Source organism: Bradyrhizobium sp. MOS001 (assembly GCF_004634465.1).
In the GTDB taxonomy this organism is placed as follows: Bacteria; Pseudomonadota; Alphaproteobacteria; order Rhizobiales; family Xanthobacteraceae; genus Bradyrhizobium; species Bradyrhizobium barranii.
This window is the reverse complement of record NZ_SPVJ01000041.1, coordinates 50,253-77,206: the sequence shown is the minus strand read 5'-3', so window position 1 is coordinate 77,206 and position 26,954 is coordinate 50,253. Positions and strand designations below refer to the sequence as shown.

The window sequence follows — 26,954 nt, the reverse complement described above, 5'->3', positions numbered from 1 at the left end:
CCGATGCCCCATCATGACCTTCAGTCCTGCCAATTAGACAGACTGAATCACTGATATCTCTGCGCCGCAACAGCCGACTTTTTCAACGAAATCGGCCAAAAGCGGAAGAACACAAACCAGCTGGTCATTGGCCGAGCTGCCGCGGAACCTGCGAAACCTTGCCCTGCGGCACCATGGTCCCGCACTATCCGAGAATGCAGGTCGATCTGAACGCGCGTTTCGTCTAAACTTGCAGCAGGGTCACTTTGGGAAGAGACCCCAGATCCGTATTCCTGAGAACGCCTCGAACGCTCAAACCAGACCCTCTCAACGGCGAGAACAGGTCCATGAGCAAACCTCGCTTGCGAGATATTTCGCAGAATCCAGACACTTCCCAGTTGCCGATCGGCGAGTGTCCCGATGCGGAAATGACGCGCGTACTCAAGACGAAGCCCGTTCACATGGCGTCATCATCCTGCGGCGCGATCACACTTTGGAAGCATGATCCCCTCCACGACGTCGTCAAGCCCATGGACGATCACGTCATCATGACGTTCCCCGCCGGGTCGGTGCGGTTCGAGCGCCGTAACGGGAAAGCATTTGTGAATGGAATGACGCGTCCCGGGACCGTGACAGTCATTCCGGCCGGTTCGAGCTCACGATGGGACATTTACCAGCCTCTGAATGTCGTTCAGCTCTACCTGCCGCACGCAACGCTCCAGCGCGTTGCCCACGAAGCCGACGTGGCCGCTCCTGGTGATCTCGTGGAGCGAACGGTCCATCCCGACCCCGTTACATCCCGATTGCTCCTGAGTGCTGCGGATGTGCTGGAAGGCAGCGCGGCCTTGGATGCCCTGTTCAGGCATCAGATGACTGATCTTCTGGCGACGCGCCTGCTGGTTGCCCACGCAGGTTCGCCTGTAACGGTCCAGCCGGTCACCGGCGGGTTGTCGCCCAAGGTGCTGTGTCGCGCCATCGAACGCTTGCGTTCGGACAGCAATGCGGACGTCTCGCTCGCGGCGCTGGCATCCGATGCCGGCCTTTCGCGCTTCCATTTCTGCCGCGCCTTCAAGGGAAGCACCGGGCTGTCGCCGTATGCCTGGCTACGCCAGCACCAGCTCGAGCAGGCCATGAACATGCTGCGCGACACCGACGACTCGATCGTGTCGATCGCAGCCGCGCTTGGTTATTCCTCGCAGACCGCCTTCGCTGCGGCATTCAGGAAGCTGACCGGCGAGACCCCGAGCGGTTGGCGGCGACGCACGCGGTGAACATCTTCTTCGTCAGTGCGCCTCGGGCGCGGCCATCGACAACCGCACGGGTTCGTCGACATATTTCATCACGGCGGACTGGTAGAGCACGAACAGCGGCTGGTAGGTCTGGGCCGCGTCGTCCTCGACCATCGCCATGCGGCGGTTGTCGAGCATCAGCCAGTGGCCGTCGAGCCTTGCTGCGGCGACCGCATGCTCTTCGCCGGCCCTGACGTCACGCACCACGACGATGCGGAGGTCCTCATTGGCAACGCCGGCGAGCCGCAGCGCGGCCAGCTTGGCGATGGCATAGTCTTCGCAATCGCCAGCGCCCCGCGCAAAGGTCGCGAGCGGCGAGCTCCAGACGTCGTCGGCGCCGTCATTGGCGGCCCGGATGGCAAGATTGATGGCGCGATTGGTCTCGCCCAGCTTCGCGCGGCCGTCGCGGCTGCGGGCCTGGTCGACGATGGCGATCAGTTTGAGCGCCGCGGGCGACGCGCAATTGTCCCGGTCGCCGTCGCACAGCGCGAGCTGCACCATGTCGTCGTCGAGCTTCTGCTTCAGCGCGAACCATTTCTGCTGGAGGCTGCCGGAGGAGATAGCGAAGGCGAACACGCCGAACGGCTCGGCGGATTTGCGCACGAGGACGCCGGCCCCAGGCGACAGCAGCGTGCCGGCGCGGAGCTCGGCGGCCGATCCAAGCAGGATCAATCCGCACAGCACAATGACAGCGCGCCAAGCGCGCGAGCGAGCAGCGGTCTCCATCTGACATCCCCTTCCAGCTTCGCCAGGTCCCCCTCGACCTGGTCGTGCCGGGCTTTGTTGCTTTCGCGGAGATAGTGCGAGACGGGCCGTTTTGTTCTGCTTAATGCGCCCGGCAGGGCTCCCAAAACCGTGGGACAGGCTGAAACGGGCCTGTGCAAATTGCGTAAAATTTTACGATTCGCCGGCTAGGAGGGCTCCGTCGCCGCGAAATGGAACCAATTGCGGGCTGAAGCTGCGGGAGGGCTGATTCTACCGCTTATGGCTAACAGCCCGCTATTTCACGGGTTCTGTTAGTTGGGTCACAGATTCTGCCCCGTATTTGCCGCAGGATGCTGCGGGGAACTACGAACAAAAGATGACACAAGTATCCGTCGTTCGATATGGGCGACTGGTTACTTTGGATGACTGGGAATGCGTGAAAATAAGCCGAAAACCGACCTCGGAATATTTAAAGAATTACTTCGACTTCTCTGTGAAGGCGCCGCTATTGGAGACTCCTCCAGCCAAGTGATGGGAATCACACAAGCAATAGATGGTTTCGCTAAGGACTTGGTAATGCTATTCAAGCTTAGGCGGTCGTTACTTACTTAGATTTTAACTCTTTTTGCGGTGCCCCCCGGTTGAATTACGCTGGCAAATTTGACGCCACGATTCCCCTTGATGGCGAGGGTTCCCGCTCGGCCGCGGACGTTCATGTCGATTCCTTTGCGGCCAAGACTTTTATCGCCAAGCCTTTTGTCGCGAAGGCGCACGGTCACGTGCCCGACGGCACGTTCGTTGTTCCCGATGCTAACCTGATCTTCAATGGCGAGTTCAAGCGCGCAGGTCTCGACCTCGTGCTGTCCCACGAGGGGCATGAGTTCGTCGTTCACGATTATTTCAAGGGCGACAAGCGCGCAGCGATCGCCTCGCCCGATGGCGCCCATCTCACCGGCGACGTCGTCAACGCGCTCACGGGCCATGTGCAGGTTGCGCAGGCCGCGCCCGGCATCGCCGCCGCGCAGGTCATCGGCCACGTCACAAAACTCTCCGGCAGCGCGACCGCGGTTCGCAACGGCGTCTCGGTCACGCTGAACAACGGCGACAATGTCGAGAAGGGCGATGTGGTCTCGACCGGCGCGGATTCGACGCTCGGCATCACCTTCATCGACGGCACCGTGTTCGGCCTGTCCTCCAATGCGCGGATGGTGCTGAACGAGATGGTCTACGACCCCAACGGGTCGAGCAATTCCTCGCTGCTGAGCCTGGTTGCGGGCACCATCACCTTCGTCGCGGGCGAGACCGCCAAGCACGGCGACATGAAGATCGACACGCCGGTCGCCACCATGGGCATCCGCGGCACGGCGGTTCTGACCCAGATCAACTTCGTCGTTCCTGCCGGCGGCGGCGATCCGCAGCCGCAGGCGAGCTTCCAGGTGCTGGTCGAGCCGAACGGCACGACGGGCTCCTACATCCTGTTCGACAAGGTCACGCTGCTGCCGATCGCGACGGTCAACCAGGCCGGCCAGATGATCCAGATCAGCGGCGGCAATGTCTCGATCACCAACGGGCTGCTGTCGCCGGACGTGCAGAAGCTGATCACGGACGTGTTCACGCTGAAGTTCACCGACAACAACACCAACACCAAGCTGACCACGAACTTCACCGACACGATCACGCAGACCAGCGACGGCCTGGTGATCAAGACGCCGGCCGGCTACATCGCGACCGCGCTCTTCACCAACCTCGGTCAGCAGGGACCGCAGGGGCCCAGCGATCACACGACGCCTTTCAACCGTTACCCCGGCAAGCCTCTGTCTCAAAGCCTTGATCTCAACGGCAATGTGAAGACGGCGTTTGCGCTGACCGAGCGCGCGGACACGACCGGCGACACGACGCATTCCGACACGATCTCCGGCCGGATCACCTTCGTCGACCAGAACCTGGGCGACAGGCCGACGGTGAGCGTGAATCTCGCCGATGCGCCGAACTACGTCTACAAGAGTGCCGGCCAGGACGTCACCGGCACGCTCTCTGCACTTCAGAAGCAGGACATCGCGGCGACGCAGATCCAGATCAGCGTCGCCGCCGACGGTGGCAACAACAACAACGGCTCGGCGGTCTGGACCTACACGATCCCCGACCACGTCTTCGACTTCCTCGCGGCCGGCGAAACGCTGACGCTGACCTACATGGTCCGCGTCGACAACAATTTCTCGGTCAGCCCCGAGACCGCCTTCATCCCCATCACGATCACGATCACCGGCACCAACGACAAGCCGGTGATCACCACCAGCGTTCCGGTCATCATCTTTGAAGGCGGCACCAGCGTGCCGGGTGGCCCGCTCACCAGCGATGTGCCGACGACGGGCACGCTGAACTTCGACGACGTGGATCTCACCGACAAGCATACGGTGTCGGTGGCGCTGACCAGCGCGACCCTGCCTGATGGCACCGTTCCGCCGGGCCCGCTCGCGGCGTTCCAGAGCGCGATGTCGGTCGCGATCGCGGCGGGCGCCGACAGCACCGGAGACGGCACCGGCACCATCAACTGGTCGCTGGCCGATCTGCCGGTCTATCTCGCCGACTTCATCCCGAAGGGTGAGGTGCTGACGCTGGTCTACACCGTGACGCTGACGGATTCGCACGGCGCGACCTCACAGCAGACCATCACCGTCACGATCACCGGCACCGACGCGCCCGCGGTGGTGTGGATCGCGACCGACAAGGCCGGCGCTCCCTCCGGCGGCTTCTGGAAGGACGCGGCGAACTGGGCAACCGGTACGGTCCCGACCATCAATGACGACGTCATCGTCATCACCGATCAGCTGCACGGCCTGACGCCGTCCTATCCGGTGACGATCGACACCGCGGCCTACGCCAAGTCGCTGACGATGAACGATTTCGGTGGCCCGCCGCCGAAGGTGATCGTCCAGAGCTCGCTGACGATATCAGGCGCGCTCAACATGGGTGCCGATTCGATCCTCACGACCGCCGCGACCGGAACGATGTCGGTCGGCGGCAAGGCCGAGATTCTGGGCACGAGCGTGCTCACCAATGCCGGCTATCTGACGCTCGCGGGCGGCGGCGATTTCGCCAGCGGCACCAAGATCACCAATTCCGGCACGATCGAGCTGTCCGGCGGCACGCTGAAGACGCTCGCCACGATCCACAACGCCGGCGGCTTGCTGAGGGCCGATGCCGGCTCGACGCTGATCGTCGATACCGCGACGGTCGATGGTGGCACCGTCAGCATTTTGGGCACGCTGGAGCTCGACGGCACCAGCCTGATCGAGAACGGCACGCTGAACAATTCCGGCACCGTCAACGTCAAGGGCACGGTCGAGTTCGCCCACGAGACCGTGTCCAACACCGCGGCCGGTGTGATCGAGGTGCTGGCCAATGGCTGGCTGACGATCCATCAGGGCTCCAGCGTTATCAATGACGGTCAGATCACGGTCGATGCCAGCGGCAAGCTGATCGTCAACAATGCGACCATCGGCGGAGCTGGTGCGGTGATCGACACCGGCGGCGGTGATGACGAGGGAGGCCCCGTCCTCAACGTCGGCATTCGCGGCGCAGGCACGATTACCAACAACGGTGAGATCGATCTGACCGGCGATGCCGTCCTGAGCGGCGGCATTCTGAAAAACAATACCGTCTTCAAGGTGAGCGGTGCGCGCAATGCGCTCAGCGGTGAGACCGTCACCAATGCCGGCATCATCGAAGTGCTCGCCAACGGCGCGCTCGCGATCGAGCAGGGCTCGACCGTCGACAATTCGAGCGGCGACGTCATCGTCGACGGCAATGCGGTCCTGACGCTGGACAATGCCACGATCAGCGGCGGCGCCATCAAGGGTGCCGGCACGATCGACGTCACCGGTGCCAGCAAGATCGACAGCGCCGCCACGCTCAGCGTCAGTGCGGTGACGGTCGAGAGCGGCGTCACGCTGACGCTGGACAACGCGACCGTTGTGGGCACCGCGATCGTCAATCACGGCACTGTCAATGTCGATGCGAGCAAGACGCTGACGTTGAACGGTGCGAGCCTGGCCGGTGGCACGCTCACCATCGCCGGCACGCTGGAATCGACCGGCGCGAGCGCCATCGACAACGCCGACGTCGGCAACACCGGCACGATCTCGGTCACCAGCGGCGCCCTGACGATCGATCCCGGCATCCTTCACGCCATCCCCAATCACGGTCTGATCGAGGCAGTGACCGGCGGCACGCTGAAGCTCACGGCCTCCACCATCGCCAACGCCGGCGGCATCATCTCGGTCGACGGCGCGTCAAAGCTCTATCTGACCGACGTCTCGATCAACGGCGGCAGCCTGACCAATGCCGGCAACCTGTACAGCGTCGCCGGCCTCAATACGATCACGGGCGGCGTCACCAACACCGGCACCATCGAAGTCCAGAGCGGTACGCTCAACCTGTCCGGCGGCATCACCGGCACGGGCACGCTGATCATCGACGATGACACGACGCTGGAGCTTGGTGGCGCGGACGCGCAGACCGTCACCTTCGCCGGTGGCACCAATACGCTCGAGCTCGACAAGACGAGCCATGCCTTTACCGGCACTATCGCCGGTCAGGCGACGACCGGCGGTACTTTCACGGTCACCGGCGATGCCGACATCAATTCGGGCAAGGGCGACGCGCTCGACTTCACCGCTTCGGGCGGGACGATCGGCCATCGCGGCAATATCGTACTGACCCCGAGCGGTACGCTGACCGGCGCGACCAACGGCATTGTCGTCACTCAGAACGGCATCGGCGACATCTCGCTGACGACATCAGGCGACATCACCGGCCAGACTGGCAACGGCATCGTGCTGCATGACGGTGCGAACGGCGCGGGCAATATCACGGCGACGATCGGCGGCGGCGTTTCCGGCGCGGTCGGTCTCGACATCGTCTCCCATGGCAACGGCGCAGTCACCGTCACCAACAACGGGCACATCACCGGCACGACCTCGTCCGGCATCAATGTCGACCAGGACGATGCGGGGGCGACCGGCTCGACGCACATCACCAATACCGGCTCCGTGGTCGGCGCCGATGGCGTCGCTGCGATCTCCATCCAGGAGAACGGTACCGGCACTGCGACTATCATCAACTCCGGCACCATCGGGCCAACCGATGCCGGCAGCGTGACCTCATCGACCTACGCGATCGTCGAGACTGGTGGCGAGATCACGATCAACAACGCCGGCCACATCAACGGCAACATCTCGGTCGCCACCGCCACGTTCAATAACAACGCAGGCGGCACCTGGACGGTCGCCGGCAGCGGCGTGTTCGGTGATGCGTCCTCGATCGTCAACCACGGCGACATCGATCTGCACGCGGCCTCCATTTCCGGGGCCGATCTGACCATCGAAAATTATGGCGACATCGACAGCTGGGGCACTGCGTCGATCACGGGCGACATCACCAACACCGGCACTGGCTCGATCGAGGTTCACACCGGGACGCTGACGCTGTTTGGCTCGCTGTCGGGCTCGGCCACGGGCGCGGTCGTCGTCGATGCCGGCGCGACGCTCGAGGTCAAGGGTGCGGTATCGCAAACGATCACGCTTGCCGGTGACGGCGCCGAGCTGGAGATCGATACGAAGGATTTCGGCGGCTCGATCGCGGAGCTGTCCGCGAACGACAAGATCGACCTGACGATGATCAAGTGGGGGCCTGGCACCAGCGCGGTTTATGTCCCGGATGCCGACCACCCCGCGAGCGGCGGCGTGCTGACGGTCACCGGCGACGATGGCAAGAGCATCAGCCTGACCCTGGTCGGAGACTATCGCGACGCGCACTTCGCGGGCAGTGATGAGGGTGGCCACACGCTGATCACGATCCATGCGGACGACGATGCGCCGGCATTCACCACCACGGACGTGGCGCAGCTGACCGCAAGCTTCTCCGAGCAGCCTGATACCACCGGTTCGTCCTCGACGATCGACCCGTCGCCGGCCGCGACCGGCTCGATCGACTTCAAGGACATCGACCTGACCGACCGGCCGACGGTGACGAAGGTCGACCAGGACGTGACCTGGCTCGACGGCGCCACCGACCTCACCGCGTCGCTCACGCCCGACGAGACCGCCGCGTTGAAGAACGCGCTGACGTATCAGCTGACCGGCAAGAACAACGGTACCGTCACCTGGCACTATTCGATCGCCGACAACGCGCTCGATTTCCTCGGCCAGGACCAGACGGCGAAGGTCGTGTCCACCATCACGCTCGATGATGGCCGGGGCGAGACCACCACGACCGACGTCACCATCACGATCACCGGCAAGAACGACGCGCCGACGCTCGACAGCGCGACGCTGGCCGCCGTCGCCGGCAACGACAGCGATCCGGCTGGCAGCAAGATCCGCGATCTCTTCACGAACAAGTTCCATGACGCCGACACTGGCGCGACCTTCAAGGCCATCGCGGTGACGTCGGACGCCGCGACCGCCGACCAGGGCGTCTGGCAGTACAAGGTTGGCGGCTGCTGGGTCGATGTCGACTCGGTCGGTGATGCGAATGCGCTCGTGCTGAGCTCCGCTACGCTGATCCGGTTCGTGCCTGCCGACGGATTCAGCGGCGAGCCTGGCGCGCTGGGCGTCCACGCTCTCGACGACACCTATACAGGCGCCATCACCACCGCTGGCTCGACGGCGACGATCGATCTCACGGCGACGGGCACCGGCGGCACCACGCCGATCTCGCACGACATCACCACCATCGGCACGAGCGTGACGCCTGCCATCGGCCCAGTCATCAACACCGAGAGCTTCCACGTCGAGCACATCCGCGAGAACAGCAACGATATCATCACCGATCTGGTGGTCACCGATACCGATTCTGGCGCGGCGACGGACATTTTCACCGTCACGGTGTCGACCTCGCATCCGGATACCAGCAGCGTCAGTGCATATCCGACGACGGGCTCGCTCGAGCAGATCAACACCGGCCTCGCAGAAAGTGCCGGCATCACCTACGACCCGACAGGCGCCAGCACCGAGCAGTATCCGCAGCCGCCCGCAACGGACAAGATCACGGTGACCGTTGCCGACTCGACCGGCCATTCCGACACCGTGAACTTCATCTTCGTCGAGGGCGCCAACAGCCAGGGCGTCCGCCTGGAGGGCACCGACGGCAAGGACGTGATCTTCGCCACCGAGTCGAGCGACACGCTCATCGGCGGCGGCGCCAAGGACCAGTTCGTGTTCGCGCCGACGTCGTCGCAGTCCACGGTCCAGCACAGCGTCGACGATTTCGAGATTGGCCTCGACAAGATCGACCTGCGGCAGTTCGGCAGCATCAGCTCGCTGGACGACGTCAATATCGCTCCGCAATCGGGCGGCGCCCAGATCACGCTGGACAACCACGAGACGATCCTGCTGAAGAACGTGATCGCGGCAAATCTGAAGGCCAGCGATTTCATCTTCCACATCACCTGATCGCCGCCGGGGCCTCCTGGCGGCCGGCTCGCAGCTTGACCGCGGCAAAAAATCCATAATCCTGAACCGCCGGGGAATAGCCAATTACGCGCCGCAGCTGCATGATCGGCGCCGGGCGCGATACAGGTCAGGAAGTCCGACTAAAATGAAACGTCTGAAGATCCTGCGGCGGTGGTTTGCGCGGAAGCTCGGCTTCGCGCGGCTGATGTGCCTTGCGCTGCTGGTCTTGTTCGCCGGCGCTCGTGTCTGGGATCCGCCGCCGATCCAGGAATTGCGGCTGCGCACCTTCGACATGTTCCAGCTGATCGATCCGCGCCACAAGGCGGCGCGGCCGGTCACCATCGTCGACATCGACGACAAGAGCCTCGCCAAGCTCGGCCAGTGGCCATGGCCGCGCACGCGGATCGCGGACCTGATCCAGAACCTCACCGGTAACGGCGCGGTGACGATCGGCTTCGACATGGTGTTCTCCGAAGCCGACCGGCTCAACCCGGATCTGGTCGCGAGCCAGATGCGCGATCTCGACGACGCCACCCGCGCCAGGCTGCGCGAACTGCCGACCAATGACCAGGTCCTCGCCGACGCGATCAAGCGCTCGCACGTGGTGCTGGGCGAAACCGGGCAGCCGGCGATCTCGTCCGAGATCGACAAGTCGCTGCCCTTCACCGGCGTCGCGACGGTCGGCGAAGCGGATGCCGAACGTTTCCTGTTCGAATTCCCCGGCCTCTTGCGCAACGTGCCTGTCATCGAGAAGGTCGCGGCCGGCCGCGGCCTGTTCTCGATCAAGACCGAGCGCGACGGCCTGATCCGCCGCGTGCCGTTGATCATGCGCGCCCAGGGCAACATCATGCCCTCGCTCAGCCTCGAGATTTTACGCGTCGTCACGGGAACGCCGACGCTGTTGGTCCGGACCGACAAGACCGGCATCAGGGCCGTGCGCCTCAAGGGCGTGGAGATTCCGACCGACAAGAACGGCCAGCTCTGGGTGCACTATGCCCGCCAGGATCCCTCGATCTACGTCTCCGCCGCTGATGTGCTCGACAACACCGTGCCGCCGAACAGGATCGCCGGCAAGCTGGTGCTGGTCGGCACCTCGGCGGTCGGGCTGAACGACATCAAGACCACGCCGGTGTCATCGACCATGCCGGGTGTCGAGATTCATGCCCAGGTGCTGGAGAGCGTGCTCAGCGGCGCGGTGATCTCCCAGCCGAACTATGCGCTCGGCGTCGAGCTGATCGCCGCGCTCGTGATCGGCCTGCTCGTCATCATCTTCACGCCGAATCTCGGACCGGTGCGCCTTGGGCTCGCGGGTGCCATGTTCGCCGCCATCCTGGTCGGCGTATCCTGGTTCTTCTATGCGCAGTATCGCTATCTCATCGACTTCACCTACCCATTGCTCTCGACCACCGCGATCTATCTGACACTGATCTTCGCGAGCTTCGTGCGCGAGCAGCGTCAGCGCGTGCAGATCCGCGGCATGTTCGCGCAATACATGTCGCCCGTCCTGGTCGAGCAGCTCGCGCAGTCGCCCGAAAAGCTGGTGCTCGGCGGCGAGGAGCGCGAGATGACGATCATGTTTTCCGATGTGCGCGGCTTCACCACGATCTCGGAGAGCTACAAGCAGGATCCGCAAGGCCTGATCGCGCTGATGAACCGCTTCCTGACGCCGTTGACAGACGTCATCATCGATCAGAAGGGCTATATCGACAAGTACATGGGCGACGCCATCATGGCGTTCTGGAACGCGCCGCTCGACGATGCCGAGCACGAGGTCAACGCCTGCGAGGCCGCGATCCAGATGCTGGAGCAGATCGACGCGGTCAACAAGGAGCGCGAGCAGGAGGCCGCCGATGGCGGTCATGTCTACATCCCGCTCAATGTCGGCATCGGCCTCAACACCGGCATCGGCGTCGTCGGCAACATGGGCTCCGATCTGAAGAAGAACTATTCGGTGCTCGGCGACAGCGTGAACCTCGCCTCGCGCCTGGAAGGCCAGTCGAAGGAATACGGCTTTCCCATCATCGTCGGCTCCAGGACCGCGCTCGCCGCCAAGGACAAGTTCGCGATCCTCGAGCTCGACTTCATCATGGTCAAGGGCAAGACCGAACCCGAGGTGATCTACGCCATCGCCGGCCGCGAGGACGTGATGCATTCGGGCGCCTTCCAGCGTCTGCGCAACGTCACCATCGAGATGCTCGGCTGCTACCGCGGCCGCGACTGGCAGGGCGCGCTGGATGCGATCGAGCGCGGCCGCCACAGCGAGGATGCCGACACGCTGGAAAAGCTGTTCAAGCTGTACGAGGCGCGCATCAAGGAATTCCAGATCAATCCGCCGGCGGAGGGATGGACCGGGGCGTATGCGCTGCTGACGAAGTAGGGGGTGCTTGAGGCCCCCGCTCGGGGCCTCACACTCGCTGTCGTCCCTGTGCACGCAGGGACCCATAACCACAGGGAGCGGTTATCGCGCGACTCGGTAACTCCGAGTCTTCGCCAAACCACTCCTGTGGTTATGGGTCCCGGGCTCGCGACTACGTCGCGCCCCGGGACGACAGCGGTGTTTGACGCGGTAGCGTCCGTCTGCTCTTCGCCGCCAACATCAACTCCCGTAGGGTGGGCAAAGGCGCGCTAGCGCTGTGCCCACCATCTTACTCCGCGTATAGAGGTGGTGGGCACGCTTACGCTTTGCCCACCCTACGACACCGGCGTTTGCCGCCTTCACTCCGTCCCGATTGTCGTCAGATCCTGGAACCAGTGCTGCGCCTGCACGAACTGCTTGATCTTCGGCGACAGCGCGTGCGGGTTGGTGTCGTGGACGACCCAGACCAGCACGGCATCATCGACGATCAGCGCATGCGCCTGCGCGATCAGATCGTCCTGCTTGGCGGTGTCGAACGTCTGCTTGGCCTTGTTGATCAGCGCATCGACCTCAGGGTTCTTGTAGCCGCCCCAGTTGACGCCGACCGGCGCGATCTGATCGGAGGCGAAGAAGCGGACGATGGCGTAGAGCGGGTCGGAGGTGACATAGGCGATGTTGTTGGCGGTGATGCCGGCGTTCATCTCGTCGGCCGCGCCCTTGCGCCAATGCGTATATAATGTCTCGAGCTCGACCACCTTGAAGTCGATGTCGATGCCGATCTCCTTGAAGCTTTGCTGCAAAAATTCGTTCATCGGCAGCGACAGCATCTGGCCGGTGCCGCCCTGGGCGATGATGAAGGTGGCCTTCAGCGGTTTTGCCTTGGAGTAGCCTGCCTCTTCGACCAGTTTCTTGGCCGCAGCCAGATCATATTTCAGCTCAAAGCTCGGTTTGCCGAACCACGGGCTCGACGGGTCGACCTGGCCCTTGGCCGGTTTTGCGAGGCCATTCATCAGGCCGACGACTTCGTCACGATTGATCGCGAGGTTCAACGCCTTGCGCAGGCGGATGTCGGTCCAGGGCGAGCCCGGCAGCACGCTGAGGTGATAGTTCCAGACATGTGGCGTGACATTGTCGACGATCTTCATGCCGGCGGCTTTCAGCTGCGGCACGGCGTCCGGCGCCGGCGTCTCGATCAGGTCCACTTGCCCTGCGAGCAGCGCATTGGTGCGCGTCAGCGCTTCCGGCATCGGCACCAGCACGATCTTGTCGGCCTTTGGAATGCGCTTCTTGTTCCAGTAGTCCGGATTCTTCGTGAGCTCCGCAAGCTCGCGCGGCACGAGCTTGGTCAATTTGAACGGACCGGTGCCGGAGGGCTGGCTCGCGAACTTGTCCCAATCCTTGCCGAGCTTCTCGTACTGCGCCGGGCTCGAGACCAGGAACCACAGCATCTGGTAGGGAAAGAAGGAATCGACCGTCTTGGTCGTGATCTCCACCGTGAAATCGTCGATCTTGGCGTAGCTAGCGACCGAAGGCAGACGGGTCTTCACCTGCGCGCTCTGCCGCTTGTCGAATTGCGGCGCCTTGTCGTTGAGCACCTTGTCCAGATTCCAGATCACCGCATCGGCGTTGAACTCGCTGCCGTCGTGAAACTTCACGCCCTTGCGCAAAGCAAACCGCCATTTGGTCTTGTCGGCATCATCCACCTTCCATTCGGTGGCGAGCCCGGGCACCAGCTTGCCGGGGCGGTCGGCGACGTCCATCTCCCAGGCGACCAGCGGATCGTAGATGGTGTACGCCGTGAACTGATAGGCGCCGGCGCCGCGATCGGGCTGGCCCGTCGTCAGCGGGATGTCCGCCATCGAGATGCCGTAGCGCACCACCGTTTCGGCGCGTGCCGTGATCGCGGATAACGCCAGCGCAAGCACGGCGAGACAGGTCGATAGTCGGATACGCATGGCCCAAGGCTCCCAGGAGATTTCAGGGCCAAACTTGCAATCTTGATGCCAGAATAGGCAGGACGGTGCCTTTGCCGACACGTGATCACACAGACTTGTCGTCGCAGGGGCAATTTGCAGAAAAAGTTTCCCCATTGGCATAGCCATTGCATACGTTTGCATCAAAATTAGTCATTGAAAGCCGGAAGAGGACTGAGACGATGCTTATGAAGACAACCACCCGCGCGGCGCTGATTGCTGCGCTGGCTCTGACGACTGCGGCCGCGTGGCCGAGCGTGGCAAGCGCCGAAACCGTGCTGCGCATCGGCATGACCGCTGCCGATATTCCGCGCACATTGGGCCAGCCCGATCAGGGTTTTGAAGGCAACCGCTTCACCGGCCTCACCATGTACGACGCGCTCACCGGCTGGGACCTGTCCTCGGCCGACAAGGCGAGCGTGGTAATCCCGGGCCTTGCGACCGAGTGGAAGGTCGACGATGCCGACAAGACCAAGTGGATCTTCAAGCTCCGCCCCGGCGTCACCTTCCATGACGGCTCGCCGTTCAATGCCGATGCCGTGGTGTGGAACGTCGAGAAGGTGCTGAAGCAGGATGCACCGCAGTTCGACGCCAGCCAGGTCGGCGTCACCGCGTCGCGCATGCCGACGCTGGCCTCCGCGAAGAAGATCGACGACATGACGGTCGAGCTCACCACCAAGGAGCCCGACAGCTTCCTGCCGATCAACCTCACCAACCTGTTCATGGTGAGCCCGGCGAAGTGGCAGCATTTCTACGACAAGGCGGAAGGCGCTGACGCCAAGGCGAAGTCGCAGGCCGCGTGGACCGCGTTCGCCAAGGACGCCGCGGGCACCGGCCCGTGGAAGATGGCGAGCTTCACGCCGCGCGAGCGGCTCGAGCTCGTGAAGAATGCGGCCTATTGGGACAAGGCGCGGGTGCCCAAGGTCGACAAGATGGTGCTCTTGCCGATGCCGGAGGCGAACGCGCGCACCGCGGCGCTGCTCTCCGGGCAGGTCGATTGGGTCGAGGCGCCGGCGCCCGACGCGTTGCCCGAGCTCAAGCAGCGCGGTTTCAAGCTCTACGCCAACGAGCAGCCGCATGTCTGGCCGTGGCAGTTCTCGCGCGTCGAGGGCTCGCCCTGGAACGACATCCGGGTCCGCAAGGCCGCCAATCTCTGCGTCGATCGCGAGGGTCTCAAGGACGGCCTGCTCGCGGGCCTGATGGTGCCGGCGACCGGCACCTTCGAGCCCGGCCATCCCTGGCGCGGCAAGCCGACCTTCGAGATCAAGTATGACAAGGCGGCTGCGCAAAAGCTGATGCAGGAGGCCGGCTTCGGTCCGTCAAAGAAGCTGACGGTGAAGATCCAGACGTCTGCGTCGGGCTCGGGCCAGATGCAACCGCTGCCGATGAACGAATATCTCCAGCAGGCGCTCGCCGAATGCTATTTCGATGTGAAGCTCGACGTCATCGAGTGGAACACGCTGTTCACCAACTGGCGCCGCGGCGCCAAGGATCCCAGCGCCAACGGCTCGAACGCGACCAACGTCACCTATGCGGCGATGGACCCGTTCTTCGCGCTGGTGCGCTTCCTTCAATCGGGCATGGCGCCGCCGGTCTCGAACAATTGGGGCTTCATCCACGAGCCCAAGTTCGACGAGCTGGTGAAGAAGGCGCGCCAGACCTTCGACCCCGCCGCGCGCGACGCGGCGCTCGCCGAGCTGCACGCGGCCTCCGTCGACGATGCCGCCTTCCTCTACGTCGCCCACGACGTCGGCCCCCGTGCCATCAGCCCGAAGGTGACGGGCGTCGTGCAGCCGAAGAGCTGGTTCATCGACTTCTCGCTGGTGTCGATAACGCCGTGAGGCGAGCACGCTGGTAGGGCTCCCCTCCCCCTTGCGGGGAGGGGTTGGGGAAGGGGGTTCACACGGGCGGTCCCTGTGTGGCTACCCCTCTCCCTAACCCTCCCCCGCAAGGGGGGAGGGAACCCTCGCATCGCGCGTCCCTCACTCAAGCCCGCGCACCCAATCGTGCGACATCACGTTAGGTCAATCAGTGCTCGCCTATATCGCTCGCCGCATCGTCTATGTCATTCCGATCGTCATCAGCGTGGCGCTGGTGTGCTTTCTGCTCGTGCACATCACGCCGGGCGATCCGCTGGTGGCGGTGCTGCCGGCCGACGCCTCGCAGGAGCTCGCGGCGCAGCTGCGCGCCGCCTACGGCTTCGACCGCCCGCTGCCGGTGCAGTTCGGCTTGTGGCTCTTGCGTGCCCTTCATGGCGATCTCGGCAATTCCATCGCCACGGGGCGCCCGGTGCTCGCCGAGGTCATGCGCGCGGTCAGCAACACCGTCACGCTCGCGATTGCGGCAGCCATCATCGGCTTCACGATGGGCATCCTGCTCGGCCTGATCGCCGGCTATTTCCGCGAGACCTGGATCGACAAGGTCGCGACCTCCTTCGCCATCGCCGGCGTCTCGGTGCCGCATTACTGGCTCGGCATGGTGCTCGTCATCATCTTCTCGGTGCAGCTGAACTGGCTGCCCGCGGTCGGCGCCGGGCCGAACGGCTCCAACTCCTGGGCCTGGGACTGGGCGCATCTGAAATACCTGGTGCTGCCGGCGATCACGACCTCGGTGATCCCGATGGGCATCGTCACCCGCACCGTGCGGGCGCTCACCGGCGACATCCTCTCGCAGGATTTCGTCGAGGCGCTGCGCGCAAAAGGCCTGCACGAAACCGGCGTGTTCCGCCACGTCATCAAGAATGCCGCGCCCACCGCGCTCGCGGTGATGGGGCTTCAGCTCGGCTACATGCTTGGCGGCTCGATCCTGATCGAGACCGTGTTCTCCTGGCCGGGCTCGGGCTTCCTGCTCAACTCGGCGATCTTCCAGCGCGACCTGCCGCTGCTGCAGGGCACGATCCTGATCCTGGCGCTGTTCTTCGTCTTCCTCAATCTGCTGGTCGACATCGCGCAAGCCGCGATCGATCCGCGCATCAAGCGGGGCTAGCCGATGAGCGAGCTTCCGTTTTCGGCCACCGCCGATGCCGCGCTGCAGGCCGCGCCTGCCACCAAGGCGCGCGGCTATTGGGCGACCGTCGGCCGCCGCATCGCCCGCGACAAGGTCAGCATGGCCTGCGCGCTGGTGCTGCTGCTGATCTTCCTCTCCGCGGTGCTCGCGCCGTGGCTCGGACTTGAAGATCCCTACAAGGGCTCGATGATCCGCCGCCTCCGCCACATCGGCACAGCAGGCTACCCCCTCGGCACCGACGAGCTCGGCCGCGACATGCTGGCGCGGCTGATCTACGGCGGGCGGTTGTCGCTGGTCATCGGCATCCTGCCCGTGATCCTCGCCTTCTGCATCGGCACGTCGCTCGGCCTCGTCGCCGGCTATGTCGGCGGAAAGCTCAACACCGCGATCATGCGCACGATCGACGTGTTCTACGCCTTTCCCTCCGTGCTGCTCGCCATCGCGATCTCCGGCGCGCTCGGGGCCGGCATCCTCAACTCCATCGTGTCGCTGACCGTCGTGTTCGTGCCGCAGATCACCCGCGTTGCCGAAAGCGTCACCACCGGCGTGCGCAACATGGACTTCGTCGAAGCGGCGCGCGCCTCCGGCGCAGGACCCTTCACCATCATGCGCGTGCATATCCTCGGCAACGTCTTGGGCGCGATCTTCGTCTATGCCACCAGTCTGATCTCGGTCTCGATGATTTTGGCCGCAGGTCTCTCCTTCCTCGGCCTCGGCACAAAACCGCCGGAGCCGGAATGGGGCCTGATGCTGAACACGCTCCGCACCGCGATCTACGTCAATCCCTGGGTTGCCGCGCTGCCGGGCGCGATGATCTTCGCGGTCTCGATCTGCTTCAACCTGCTCTCGGACGGCCTGCGCAGCGCCATGGACATCAGGAACTAGGCCATGAGCGAGAGCAACACATCCGTTGAAATGCTGGAGCCGGTCGAGGACGTTGGCGGCGTCGCGCAGCCGCTGCTCCAGGTCAACGGCCTGACCAAGCATTTTCCGGTTCGTGGCGGATTGTTCGCCGCGAAGCGCACCGTGCGCGCGGTGGACAACGTCTCCTTCTCGGTCGCGAAGGGTGAGACTGTCGGCATCGTCGGCGAATCCGGCTGCGGCAAGTCGACCACTGCGCGGCTGCTGATGCATCTGATGCCGCGCGATACCGGGGACATCATCTATGACGGCATGACCGTCGGCCAGGCGCTGTCGTTGCGCGAGCTGCGCCGCGGCATGCAGATGGTGTTCCAGGATTCCTATGCCTCGCTCAATCCGCGCCTGACGATCGAGGAATCGATCGCGTTCGGCCCGAAAGTGCACGGCATGGCCGATGGCACGGCGCGGGCGCTGGCGCGCGAGCTGCTCGGCAAGGTGGGCCTGCGGCCGGAAAACTTCGCCAACCGCTATCCGCACGAGATCTCCGGCGGCCAGCGCCAGCGCGTCAACATCGCGCGTGCGCTGGCGCTGTCGCCGCGACTGGTGATTTTGGACGAAGCCGTCTCGGCGCTCGACAAGTCCGTCGAGGCACAAGTGCTCAATTTGCTCGCCGACCTCAAGCGCGAGTTCGGGCTGACCTATCTCTTCATCAGCCACGACCTCAACGTGGTGCGCTACATCTCGGACCGCGTGCTGGTGATGTATCTCGGCGAGGTCGTCGAGCTCGGCCCGGTCGACCAGGTCTGGGATAACCCTGCGCATCCCTACACGCGCGCACTCCTTGCTGCGATGCCGTCGTCGGATCCGGATCGTCGCACCGAAAAACCGCCGATCACCGGCGATCCGCCCAATCCGATCGATCCGCCCCCGGGTTGCCGCTTCCACACCCGCTGCGCGTTTGCGGAGCCGCTCTGCGCAAATGCAGCACCAAAGCTCACCGCGCTCGATAGAATGGGCCACGAGGCCGCGTGCTACATGGCGATTCCGGGTTCAGGCCATAGCCGCGCGCCCGCAGAGGAAACAGCATGACAAGACCGACACCCAAAGAGATCAAGCCGATCGCGCAGATCGCCGGCGTCCCTGTTGATGACGAGATCGCGACGCGCATCTCCAATTCCATCGGGCCGGCCTTCGAAGGCTTTGCGGCCATCGCCGGCACGCTGCCGTTCGATCTCGAGCCCGCGCTCTATCCAATCGCGCAGACGCAGAAGGTGTCGAAATGAGCCGTGAGCCTGCATTGATGACGCTCACCGAGGTCGCGCGTGCGATTGCGATGAAGCAGGCGTCCTCGCATGAGGTAACGCGCGCGCTACTGCACCGCATCGCGCAGTGGCAGCCGCATCTCAACGCCTTCATGTCGGTTGAAGCCGAGCCCGCGTTGAAGGCTGCCGAGGCCGCGGATGCCGAGCTCGCCAAGGGCAATGTCCGCGGTCCGCTGCACGGCGTGCCGCTCGCGCACAAGGACATGTATTACGACGCGGGCCACGTCTCGACCTGCGGCTCGCTGATCCGCCGCGATTTCGTGCCGACCGTCACGTCCACTGCCTTGCAGCGGCTGAAGGATGCCGGCCAGGTCCGCCTCGGTACGCTGCATCTGGCCGAATTCGCCTATGGCCCGACCGGCCACAACGCCCATTACGGCCCGGTGCGCAATCCCTGGAACGTCGCGCACATCACCGGCGGCTCGTCCTCCGGCTCCGGCTCGTCGGTCGCGGCGCGCCTGACGTTCGCGGCGCTCGGCTCCGACACCGGTGGTTCGATCCGCATGCCCGCGCATTTCTGCGGCGTCACCGGGCTGAAGACCACCGTCGGCCGCGTCAGCCGCGCCGGCGCGATGCCGCTGTCGCAATCGCTCGACACCGTCGGCCCGCTCGCCCGCACAGCGGAAGATTGTGCGCTGCTGCTGGCGCTGATGGCCGGTCCCGATCCCGCGGATTCGACCTGCAGCCAAGAGCCGCTGTCCGACTATGTCGGTGCGACCAAGGGCTCGCTGAAGGGCCTCAAGATCGGCGTGCCAGCGTCCTTCTATGTCGACGATCTCGACGGCGAGGTCGCGCGCGTGCTGGACGAGACCATCGCGGTGCTCAAGCGCGAGGGCGCCGATATCGTCACGGTCGAGCTGCCCGACCAGCGGCAATTGTCTGCGGCAAGCCAGCTCGTGCTCGCGGCGGAAGCCGCCGCCTTCCACAAGCGCTGGATGATCGAGCGTCCGCAGGACTATGGCCCGCAGGTCCTGATGCGGCTTCAGAACGGTCTTGCCGTTCCCGCAATCACCTATCTCGAAGCCATGCGTTGGCGCGGCCCCGCACTCGCCGCGCACAATGCAGCCACGGCTGGAGTTGACGCGATCATCGCGCCGGCATCGCCGGTGCCGGCACCGACGATCGAGGAGAGCGATGTCGGCGGCGGCCCGAACGCGCCGGCCATGGTGCAGCGGCTGACGCTGTTCACCCGCCCGGTGAATTTTCTCGGCCTGCCGTCGCTCACCATTCCCTCCGGCTTCACCAAAAGCGGCCTGCCGGTTGGCATGCAGCTGATCGGCCGCTCCTTCGATGAAGCGACCCTGCTCACCATCGGCGCCGCCTTCCAGCGCGTCACCGACTATCACGATAGGTTGCCGAAACTGCCGTCATGACAAAGCTCGTCGAGATCTCAGGCCTCAACATCCGCTTCACCGGGGAGCGCACGGTCTATGCCGTGAACGATCTCAGCCTCTCGCTCGGTGACGGCGAGGTGCTGGGCCTGCTCGGCGAGTCCGGTTCCGGCAAGAGCGTGACCCTGCGTGCGCTGATGCGGCTGCTGCCGAAGAAGCGCACGCAGATTTCGGGCAAGGTCAACGTGATGGGCCGCGACGTGCTCGCCATGAACGACGAGGAGCTGTCGTCGTTCCGCGGCCAGACCGTGTCGATGATCTTTCAGGAGCCCGCGCTCGCGCTCGATCCGGTCTACACCATCGGCGCGCAGATCGCCGAAAGCGTCGTGCGTCACGAAGGCAAGAGCTATGCGGAGGGCAGGGCGCGAGCACTCGAAATGCTCGAGGTCGTGCGCATTCCCTCGGCCAGGCGACGGCTGGATGCCTATCCGCACGAAATGTCCGGCGGCATGCGCCAGCGCGCGATGATTGCCCTGGCGCTCGCCTGCCGCCCGAAGATCTTGCTCGCGGATGAGCCGACCACCGCGCTCGATGCCACCGTGCAGATCCAGATCCTGCTGTTGCTGCGTGAGCTTCAGCGCGAATTCGGCATGTCCGTCATCTTCGTCACCCATGACATTGGTGTTGCGATCGAGATCTGCGACCGCGTCGCGGTGATGTATGCCGGCCAGATCGTTGAGCAGGGCACGCTCCGCGACATCGTCCGCACGCCGGTGCACCCCTACGCCAAGGGCCTGCTCGCCTCCACCATCCACGGCGCCAAGCGCGGCGCCCGGCTGGAGACCATCCCCGGCACCCCGCCCTCGCTGGCCGAAAAGCCGAACAACTGCTCCTTCGCCCCCCGTTGCGCGGTCGCCCAGTCGCGGTGTCTGGAGCAATTGCCTGCGAATGTGGAGGTCGGACCGGGCCGGGCGGCGAGGTGCGTGTTGGCGGAGCCGGTGGGAGCGACGTAACCGGTGGGCTCCCTCGCCCCGCTCTTGCGGGGAGAGGGCTGGGGTGAGGGGCCTCTTTCCGCGGATGAGATTGTCGAGGGACCTGTACCCCCTCACCCGGATCGCAAGGGCGATCCGACCTCTCCCCGCAGGCGGGGAGAGGTGAAGAGCCCCGCGCACTTCTTCAGAATCCCTCTACGACAACACCGACTTGTCACAGTTCACCTCGCACCACCGGCCAACTGCACGCCTACTGTGCATGGGGTTGTTTTCGACATTTTTATCCGAACCGACCATTCAGACCCCATTCATCCCGGTTCCGGTTCCATGCCCCCGTTCATGGAGAGGGACTTCAACTTATGTACATTTCTGGCCAAGGCCTCATCGTCATCCTGTTCGTCGGCCTCGTCGCCGGCTGGCTCGCCGGCAAGGTGGTGCGCGGCAGCGGGTTCGGCATCATTGGCGACATCGTGATCGGCATCGCCGGCGCGTTTGTCGCAAGCTTCCTGTTCCCGAAGCTCGGCATCCATCTCGGCACCGGCCTCGTGTCCGAGATCATCTATTCCGCCATCGGCGCCATCATCCTGCTCCTGGTGGTGCGGCTGGTGCGCGGCGGCGGCCGGCTCTAGCGTCACATTGGCTCGGTGAGCCAGAACTTTCGCCTCTCCCCCGCTGGGGAGAGGCCGCGATGTCTGCTATAAAAAGCCGCAAAGACTGTGAAATACCGGACTTGCGTGCGAGGCCGTCAGGGGTAGAGGTGGCCTATCAGGGACCTGGATTAATTCGACCGCGTTCGTCGCGGGGGAATACGATGTTAATCCAGGTCGCGTACCCCTGAACGACCTAGGAAATCAGGGGCGTTGCCCCTTACCCGAAAGAGATCAGACTGATGGCAGCCGTACCCGGCGTCCGCCGTTCAGAGCTCGGTGACGCCTTGCGTGCTTGTCGCACGGCGTTCGTCGGCGTCGGCTTGATGAGCTGCATGATCAACCTGCTCTATCTGACTGGGTCGATCTTCATGCTGGAGGTCTACGACCGGGTTCTGCCGAGCCGCAGCGTTCCGACTCTCGTCGGCCTGATCATCATCGCCAGCTTCCTCTATATGGCGCAGGGCATGCTCGACATGATCCGAAACCGGATCCTGGGGCGGATCGGCACGGCGCTTGATGAAGCCCTCAACAAGCGCGTGTTCGACACCGTCGTGCGCCTGCCGCTCCTGGTCGGCAGCCGCAACGAGGGCCTGCAGCCGCTGCGCGACCTCGACAATGTCCGCTCGTTCCTCGGCGGCATGGGCCCGAGCGCGTTCTTCGACCTGCCCTGGCTGCCGCTCTATCTCGCCATCTGCTTCGCCTTCCACGTCATGATCGGCCTCACCGCTCTGGTCGGCGCCATCATCCTGGTCGGGCTGACGCTGGTCACCGAATTCATGTCCCGCCAGCCGGCGAAGGACGCGATGGGCCTCGCCGCCCAGCGCAACGATCTCGCCGCCTCCAGCCGGCGCAACGCCGAAGTCATGGTCTCGATGGGCATGACCGGCCGGATGAACCAGCGCTGGAGCGAAGCCAACGAAAAATACCTCGACGGCAATCAGCGTGCGAGCGACGTCGCCGGCGGCCTCGGTGCGGTCGCAAAAGTGCTGCGCATGATGCTGCAATCGGCCGTGCTCGCAGTCGGCGCCTATCTCGTCATCCACCAGGAAGCGACCGCAGGCATCATCATTGCCGGCTCGATCCTCTCCGCCCGCGCGCTCGCGCCGGTCGATCTCGCCATCGCGCACTGGAAATCCTTTGTCGCGGCACGTCAGAGCTGGCAGCGCCTCACGCGCCTGCTGGAGCAGATGCCGCCGCAGACGATGCCGACCCAGTTGCAGGCGCCCACCAGTCGTCTGTCGGTCGAAGGCATCGCCATGGTGCCGCCGGGCGATCAGCGCCTCATCGTGCAGGACGTCAGCTTCGCGCTCACCGCCGGCAATGGCCTCGGCGTGATCGGGCCGAGCGGCTCCGGTAAATCGTCGCTGATCCGCGCGCTTGTCGGCGTCTGGCATCCGGTCCGTGGCAAGGTGCGGCTCGACGGCGCGGCGCTCGACCAGTGGGCCTCCGACATGCTCGGCCGCCACATCGGCTATCTGCCGCAGGACGTCGAATTGTTCGGCGGCACCATCGCGCAGAACATCAGCCGTTTCGATCCCGAGGCCACCTCTGACGGCATCATTTCCGCGGCGAAGGAAGCCGGCGTGCACGAGATGATCATCAAGATGCGCGAGGGCTACAACACGCAGGTCGGCGAGCAGGGCACCGCGCTCTCCGCGGGCCAGGCGCAGCGCGTGGCGCTGGCGCGCGCGCTCTACGGCAGCCCGTTCCTGATCGTGCTCGACGAGCCAAATTCCAATCTCGACACCGAAGGCGACGAGGCGCTGACCCGCGCGATCCGCAGCGCGCGCGAGCGCGGCGCCATCGTCATCGTGGTGGCGCATCGCCCGATCGGCGTCGAGGCGGTCGACCAGATCCTGGTGCTGCGCGACGGCCGTATGCAGGCGTTCGGGCCGAAGGAGCAGGTGCTTGCCCAGGTGCTCCAGCCGCGCGTGACGCCGCCGGCACCGATCAAGATCGTCAGCGAAGGCGGAGTGCCCAAGTCATGAGCACGATGGCTATCGGCGGCAGGAAGCCCGCCGCGAAGAGGACCGTGCGGGATTCCATCAGGTTTCATCTGATGCTCGGGCTGGCCATCGTGCTGGCCCTCGTCATCGGTCTCGGCGGCTGGGCGTCGACGGTGCTGATCTCGGGAGCCCTGATCGCGCCGGGCCAGGTCGTGGTCGAATCCAACGTCAAGAAGGTACAGCATCCGACCGGCGGCGTGGTCGGCGAGCTGCGTGCCCGCGACGGCGACGTGGTCAAGGCCGGCGATATCGTGGTGCGGCTCGACGACACGGTCACCAAGGCGAACCTCGCCATCGTCACCAAGAATCTCGACGCCGCGCTGGCGCGCACGGCGCGGCTCCAGGCCGAGCAGCGCGGTGTCGACAAGATCGAGTTTCCGCAATCGCTCCTCGATCGCGGCAACGATCCCGACGTCAAGAACCTGCTCTCCGCCGAAACCAAGTTGTTCGACGTCCGCGTCAATGGCCGCGCCGGGCAGAAGGCGCAGCTCCGCGAGCGTGTCCAGCAGCTCAACGAGGAGATCGAAGGACTCTCCGCGCAGGAAAAGGCCAAGGACAGGGAGATCGTCCTGGTGCAGCAGGAGCTGGTCGGTGTCCGCGATCTCTACGAGAAGCACCTGGTGCAGATCTCGCGCCTGACCACGCTGGAACGCGACAGCGCCCGCCTCAACGGCGAGCGCGCGCAATACATCGCCTCGCGCGCGCAGGCCAAGGGCAAGATCACCGAGACCGAGCTCCAGATCATCCAGGTCGACAAGGACATGGTGAGCGAGGTCTCCAAGGATCTGCGCGAGACCAACGACAAGATCGGTGAAATGATCGAGCGCAAGGTCGCCGCCGAAGACCAGCTCCGCCGCGTCGATATCCGTGCGCCGCAGGACGGCATGGTGCTGCAATCGACGGTGCATACCGTCGGCGGCGTCGTCACCGCCGGCGATGCGCTCATGCTGATCGTGCCGCAGGCGGACGATCTCCAGGTCGAGGCCAAGGTCAATCCTGTCGATATCGACAAGCTCCAGATCGGCCAGAAGACGCTGCTGCGCCTGTCCGCGTTCAACCAGCGCACCACGCCCGAGCTCAACGGCGTCGTCAGCCGCGTTTCGCCCGACGTCACCACCGACCAGCGCACCGGCCAGAGCTACTACACCATCCGCGTGTCGATGTCCCCGGAAGAGGTCGCCAAGCTCGGCGACTCCAAGCTGATCCCCGGCATGCCGGCGGAAGCCTTCGTCCAGACCGGCGACCGCACCATGCTGTCCTATCTGATGAAGCCGCTGCACGACCAGCTGATGCGGGCCTTCCGCGAGAAGTGACGCGCGAAAGCGCGTCGTCCCGGAGCGCGCTTAGCGCGCATCCGGGATCTCGGGCGACATACGCGATCTCGTAGGGTGGGCAAAGGCGCAACGCGCCGTGCCCACCGCTCTTCGTGCGATGATCAAGATGGTGGGCACGCTCCGCTTTGCCCACCCTACAGCACCTTCTTCTTTGCTATAGTTCGACTCAAGCCCAGCAACCCGGCGGTCGAACAATGCAGTCCCCACCCTCCATCGCCACCAAATCCTTCACCGACGCCGTCCTCGCCGTCGCCCGCCTCGAGGAAATCTACGAGCGCAACACGAAATTCCTGCGCGACCGGTTCGAGGCCTATGTCAACGGCGAGGCGATCACGACGCGGGTGCGGGCCTATTATCCCTTCGTCCGCGTCACCACCGCGACGTATGCGCGGCTGGACTCGCGTCTGGCCTACGGCTTCGTCGCCGGCCCCGGCGTGCACGAGACCAGCGTCACGCGGCCGGATCTGTTCCGCGCCTATCTCACCGAGCAGATCGGATTGTTGATCCAGAACCACGGCGTTCCCGTCGAGATCGGCGAATCCGCCGAGTCGATCCCGATCCACTTCGCCTATCGCCGCGACATCAACATCGAAGCCGCCATCACCACCAGCGAGAATTCCCTTGTGACGCGATCGCTGCGCGATGCGTTCGACGTGCCCGACCTCGCCACCATGGACGATTCGATCGCCGACGGCACCTTCGAACTCCAGCCAGGCGCGCCCGAGCCGTTGTCATTGTTTCGCGCCGCCCGTGTCGATTATTCGTTGCGGCGGCTCTATCACTACACCGGCACCGATCCGGAGCATTTCCAGAATTTCGTGATCTTCACCAACTACCAGTTCTATGTCGATGCCTTCGCGCAGCTCTGCCAGCAGCGGCTGCAGTCCGGCGAAGCCGGCCTCGAAGCCTTCGTCGCGCCCGGCAATGTGATCACGGGCAGCGGCGGCGCAACCAGCGGGGTGGCGCCTGCCCGCGCGCCGCAGATGCCGGCTTTCCATCTGGTCGCGCCTGGCTATCGCGGCATCACCCTGATCAACATCGGCACCGGCCCGTCGAACGCGCGCAACGTCACGGATCACGTCGCAGTGCTGCGCCCACATGCCTGGCTGATGCTCGGCCATTGCGCAGGCCTGCGCAACACGCAGCGGCTCGGCGACTACGTGCTTGCCCACGGCTATGTACGCGAGGACCACGTGCTCGACCGCGAGCTGCCGCTCTGGGTGCCGATCCCGGCACTGGCCGAGATGCAGGTCGCGCTCGAACAGGCGGTCGAGGACGTCACCGGCCTCGAAGGTTTCGAGCTGAAGCGCCTGATGCGCACGGGCACCGTCGCGAGTGTCGACAACCGCAACTGGGAGATCTCGGGGCCCGAGGTGATCCGCCGCATGTCGCAGTCGCGCGCGGTCGCGCTCGACATGGAATCGGCCGCGATCGCCGCCAACGGCTACCGCTTCCGCGTTCCCTACGGCACGCTGCTGTGCGTCTCCGACAAGCCGCTGCATGGCGAGATCAAGCTCGCGGGCATGGCCAGCGAATTCTACCGCCGCCGCGTCGGCCAGCATCTCGAGATCGGCCTGAAGGCGCTGGAGCGGCTCAAGCAGCAGGAATCGGAACGGCTGCATTCGCGAAAGCTGCGAAGCTTCGCCGAGGTCGCGTTCCAGTAAAGGACAACGTGACTGTCGTACGAACGCTGACG

General features: G+C 64.5%; 16 protein-coding genes. 14 read left to right on the top strand and 2 right to left on the bottom strand.

The window, feature by feature from the left end:
* The first annotated feature begins 326 nt into the window (after positions 1–326).
* On the top strand, positions 327–1,250 hold the full coding sequence (locus CT676_RS33735; RefSeq protein WP_085398857.1) for an AraC family transcriptional regulator: 924 nt from the start codon (positions 327–329) through the stop codon (positions 1,248–1,250).
* A gap of 12 nt (positions 1,251–1,262) precedes the next feature.
* Here the strand turns inward: CT676_RS33735 and CT676_RS33730 are convergent, their stop codons facing one another.
* A complete protein-coding gene (locus tag CT676_RS33730) occupies positions 1,263–1,994 on the bottom strand; it encodes a transglutaminase-like cysteine peptidase (protein WP_085398858.1) in 732 nt (243 codons plus the stop codon).
* 620 nt (positions 1,995–2,614) lie between these two features.
* Between CT676_RS33730 and CT676_RS33725 the strand changes: the two genes are divergently transcribed.
* Both CT676_RS33725 and CT676_RS33720 read left to right on the top strand, forming a co-directional pair.
* The gene (locus CT676_RS33725) at positions 2,615–9,427 is read left to right on the top strand and encodes a FecR domain-containing protein (protein WP_167768240.1); all 6,813 of its coding nucleotides are present in this window, start codon (positions 2,615–2,617) and stop codon (positions 9,425–9,427) included.
* Positions 9,428–9,572: 145 nt separating this feature from the next.
* Positions 9,573–11,804: an adenylate/guanylate cyclase domain-containing protein gene (locus CT676_RS33720; protein ID WP_135216242.1), complete on the top strand. Its 2,232-nt coding sequence runs from the start codon at positions 9,573–9,575 to the stop codon at positions 11,802–11,804.
* Between the two features lie 338 nt (positions 11,805–12,142).
* On the opposite strand, the gene CT676_RS33715 is transcribed toward CT676_RS33720, so the two are convergent.
* Entirely contained in the window at positions 12,143–13,738 is a 1,596-nt protein-coding gene (locus tag CT676_RS33715; protein ID WP_085398861.1) for an ABC transporter substrate-binding protein, read from the bottom strand.
* 200 nt (positions 13,739–13,938) lie between these two features.
* On the opposite strand from CT676_RS33715, the gene CT676_RS33710 reads away from it, so the two are divergent.
* The 11 genes from CT676_RS33710 (at position 13,939) to CT676_RS33660 (ending at position 26,922) form a co-directional block, all read left to right on the top strand.
* Positions 13,939–15,597: an ABC transporter substrate-binding protein gene (locus CT676_RS33710; RefSeq protein WP_085398862.1), complete on the top strand. Its 1,659-nt coding sequence runs from the start codon at positions 13,939–13,941 to the stop codon at positions 15,595–15,597.
* A gap of 190 nt (positions 15,598–15,787) precedes the next feature.
* A complete protein-coding gene (locus CT676_RS33705) occupies positions 15,788–16,741 on the top strand; it encodes an ABC transporter permease (protein WP_014498430.1) in 954 nt (317 codons plus the stop codon).
* 3 nt (positions 16,742–16,744) lie between these two features.
* On the top strand, positions 16,745–17,647 hold the full coding sequence (locus CT676_RS33700; RefSeq protein ID WP_085403445.1) for an ABC transporter permease: 903 nt from the start codon (positions 16,745–16,747) through the stop codon (positions 17,645–17,647).
* 3 nt (positions 17,648–17,650) lie between these two features.
* A complete protein-coding gene (locus CT676_RS33695) occupies positions 17,651–18,712 on the top strand; it encodes an oligopeptide/dipeptide ABC transporter ATP-binding protein (protein ID WP_085403446.1) in 1,062 nt (353 codons plus the stop codon).
* On the top strand, positions 18,709–18,906 hold the full coding sequence (locus CT676_RS33690; protein WP_018321359.1) for a hypothetical protein: 198 nt from the start codon (positions 18,709–18,711) through the stop codon (positions 18,904–18,906). Before CT676_RS33695 ends, CT676_RS33690 begins: the two co-directional genes overlap by 4 nt.
* Positions 18,903–20,318, top strand: coding sequence for an Asp-tRNA(Asn)/Glu-tRNA(Gln) amidotransferase GatCAB subunit A (locus tag CT676_RS33685; protein WP_085403447.1), 1,416 nt, complete (start codon positions 18,903–18,905; stop codon positions 20,316–20,318). Before CT676_RS33690 ends, CT676_RS33685 begins: the two co-directional genes overlap by 4 nt.
* Positions 20,315–21,289: an ABC transporter ATP-binding protein gene (locus CT676_RS33680; RefSeq protein WP_085403448.1), complete on the top strand. Its 975-nt coding sequence runs from the start codon at positions 20,315–20,317 to the stop codon at positions 21,287–21,289. The genes CT676_RS33685 and CT676_RS33680 overlap by 4 nt, the downstream gene beginning before the upstream one ends.
* 338 nt (positions 21,290–21,627) lie before the next feature.
* Positions 21,628–21,897: a GlsB/YeaQ/YmgE family stress response membrane protein gene (locus CT676_RS33675; RefSeq protein ID WP_063980822.1), complete on the top strand. Its 270-nt coding sequence runs from the start codon at positions 21,628–21,630 to the stop codon at positions 21,895–21,897.
* Positions 21,898–22,157: 260 nt separating this feature from the next.
* The gene (locus CT676_RS33670) at positions 22,158–23,906 is read left to right on the top strand and encodes a type I secretion system permease/ATPase (RefSeq protein ID WP_085403449.1); all 1,749 of its coding nucleotides are present in this window, start codon (positions 22,158–22,160) and stop codon (positions 23,904–23,906) included.
* A complete protein-coding gene (locus CT676_RS33665) occupies positions 23,903–25,237 on the top strand; it encodes an HlyD family type I secretion periplasmic adaptor subunit (RefSeq protein ID WP_085403450.1) in 1,335 nt (444 codons plus the stop codon). Before CT676_RS33670 ends, CT676_RS33665 begins: the two co-directional genes overlap by 4 nt.
* A gap of 215 nt (positions 25,238–25,452) precedes the next feature.
* Entirely contained in the window at positions 25,453–26,922 is a 1,470-nt protein-coding gene (locus CT676_RS33660) for an AMP nucleosidase (RefSeq protein ID WP_167768239.1), read from the top strand.
* Positions 26,923–26,954: the final 32 nt, after the last annotated feature.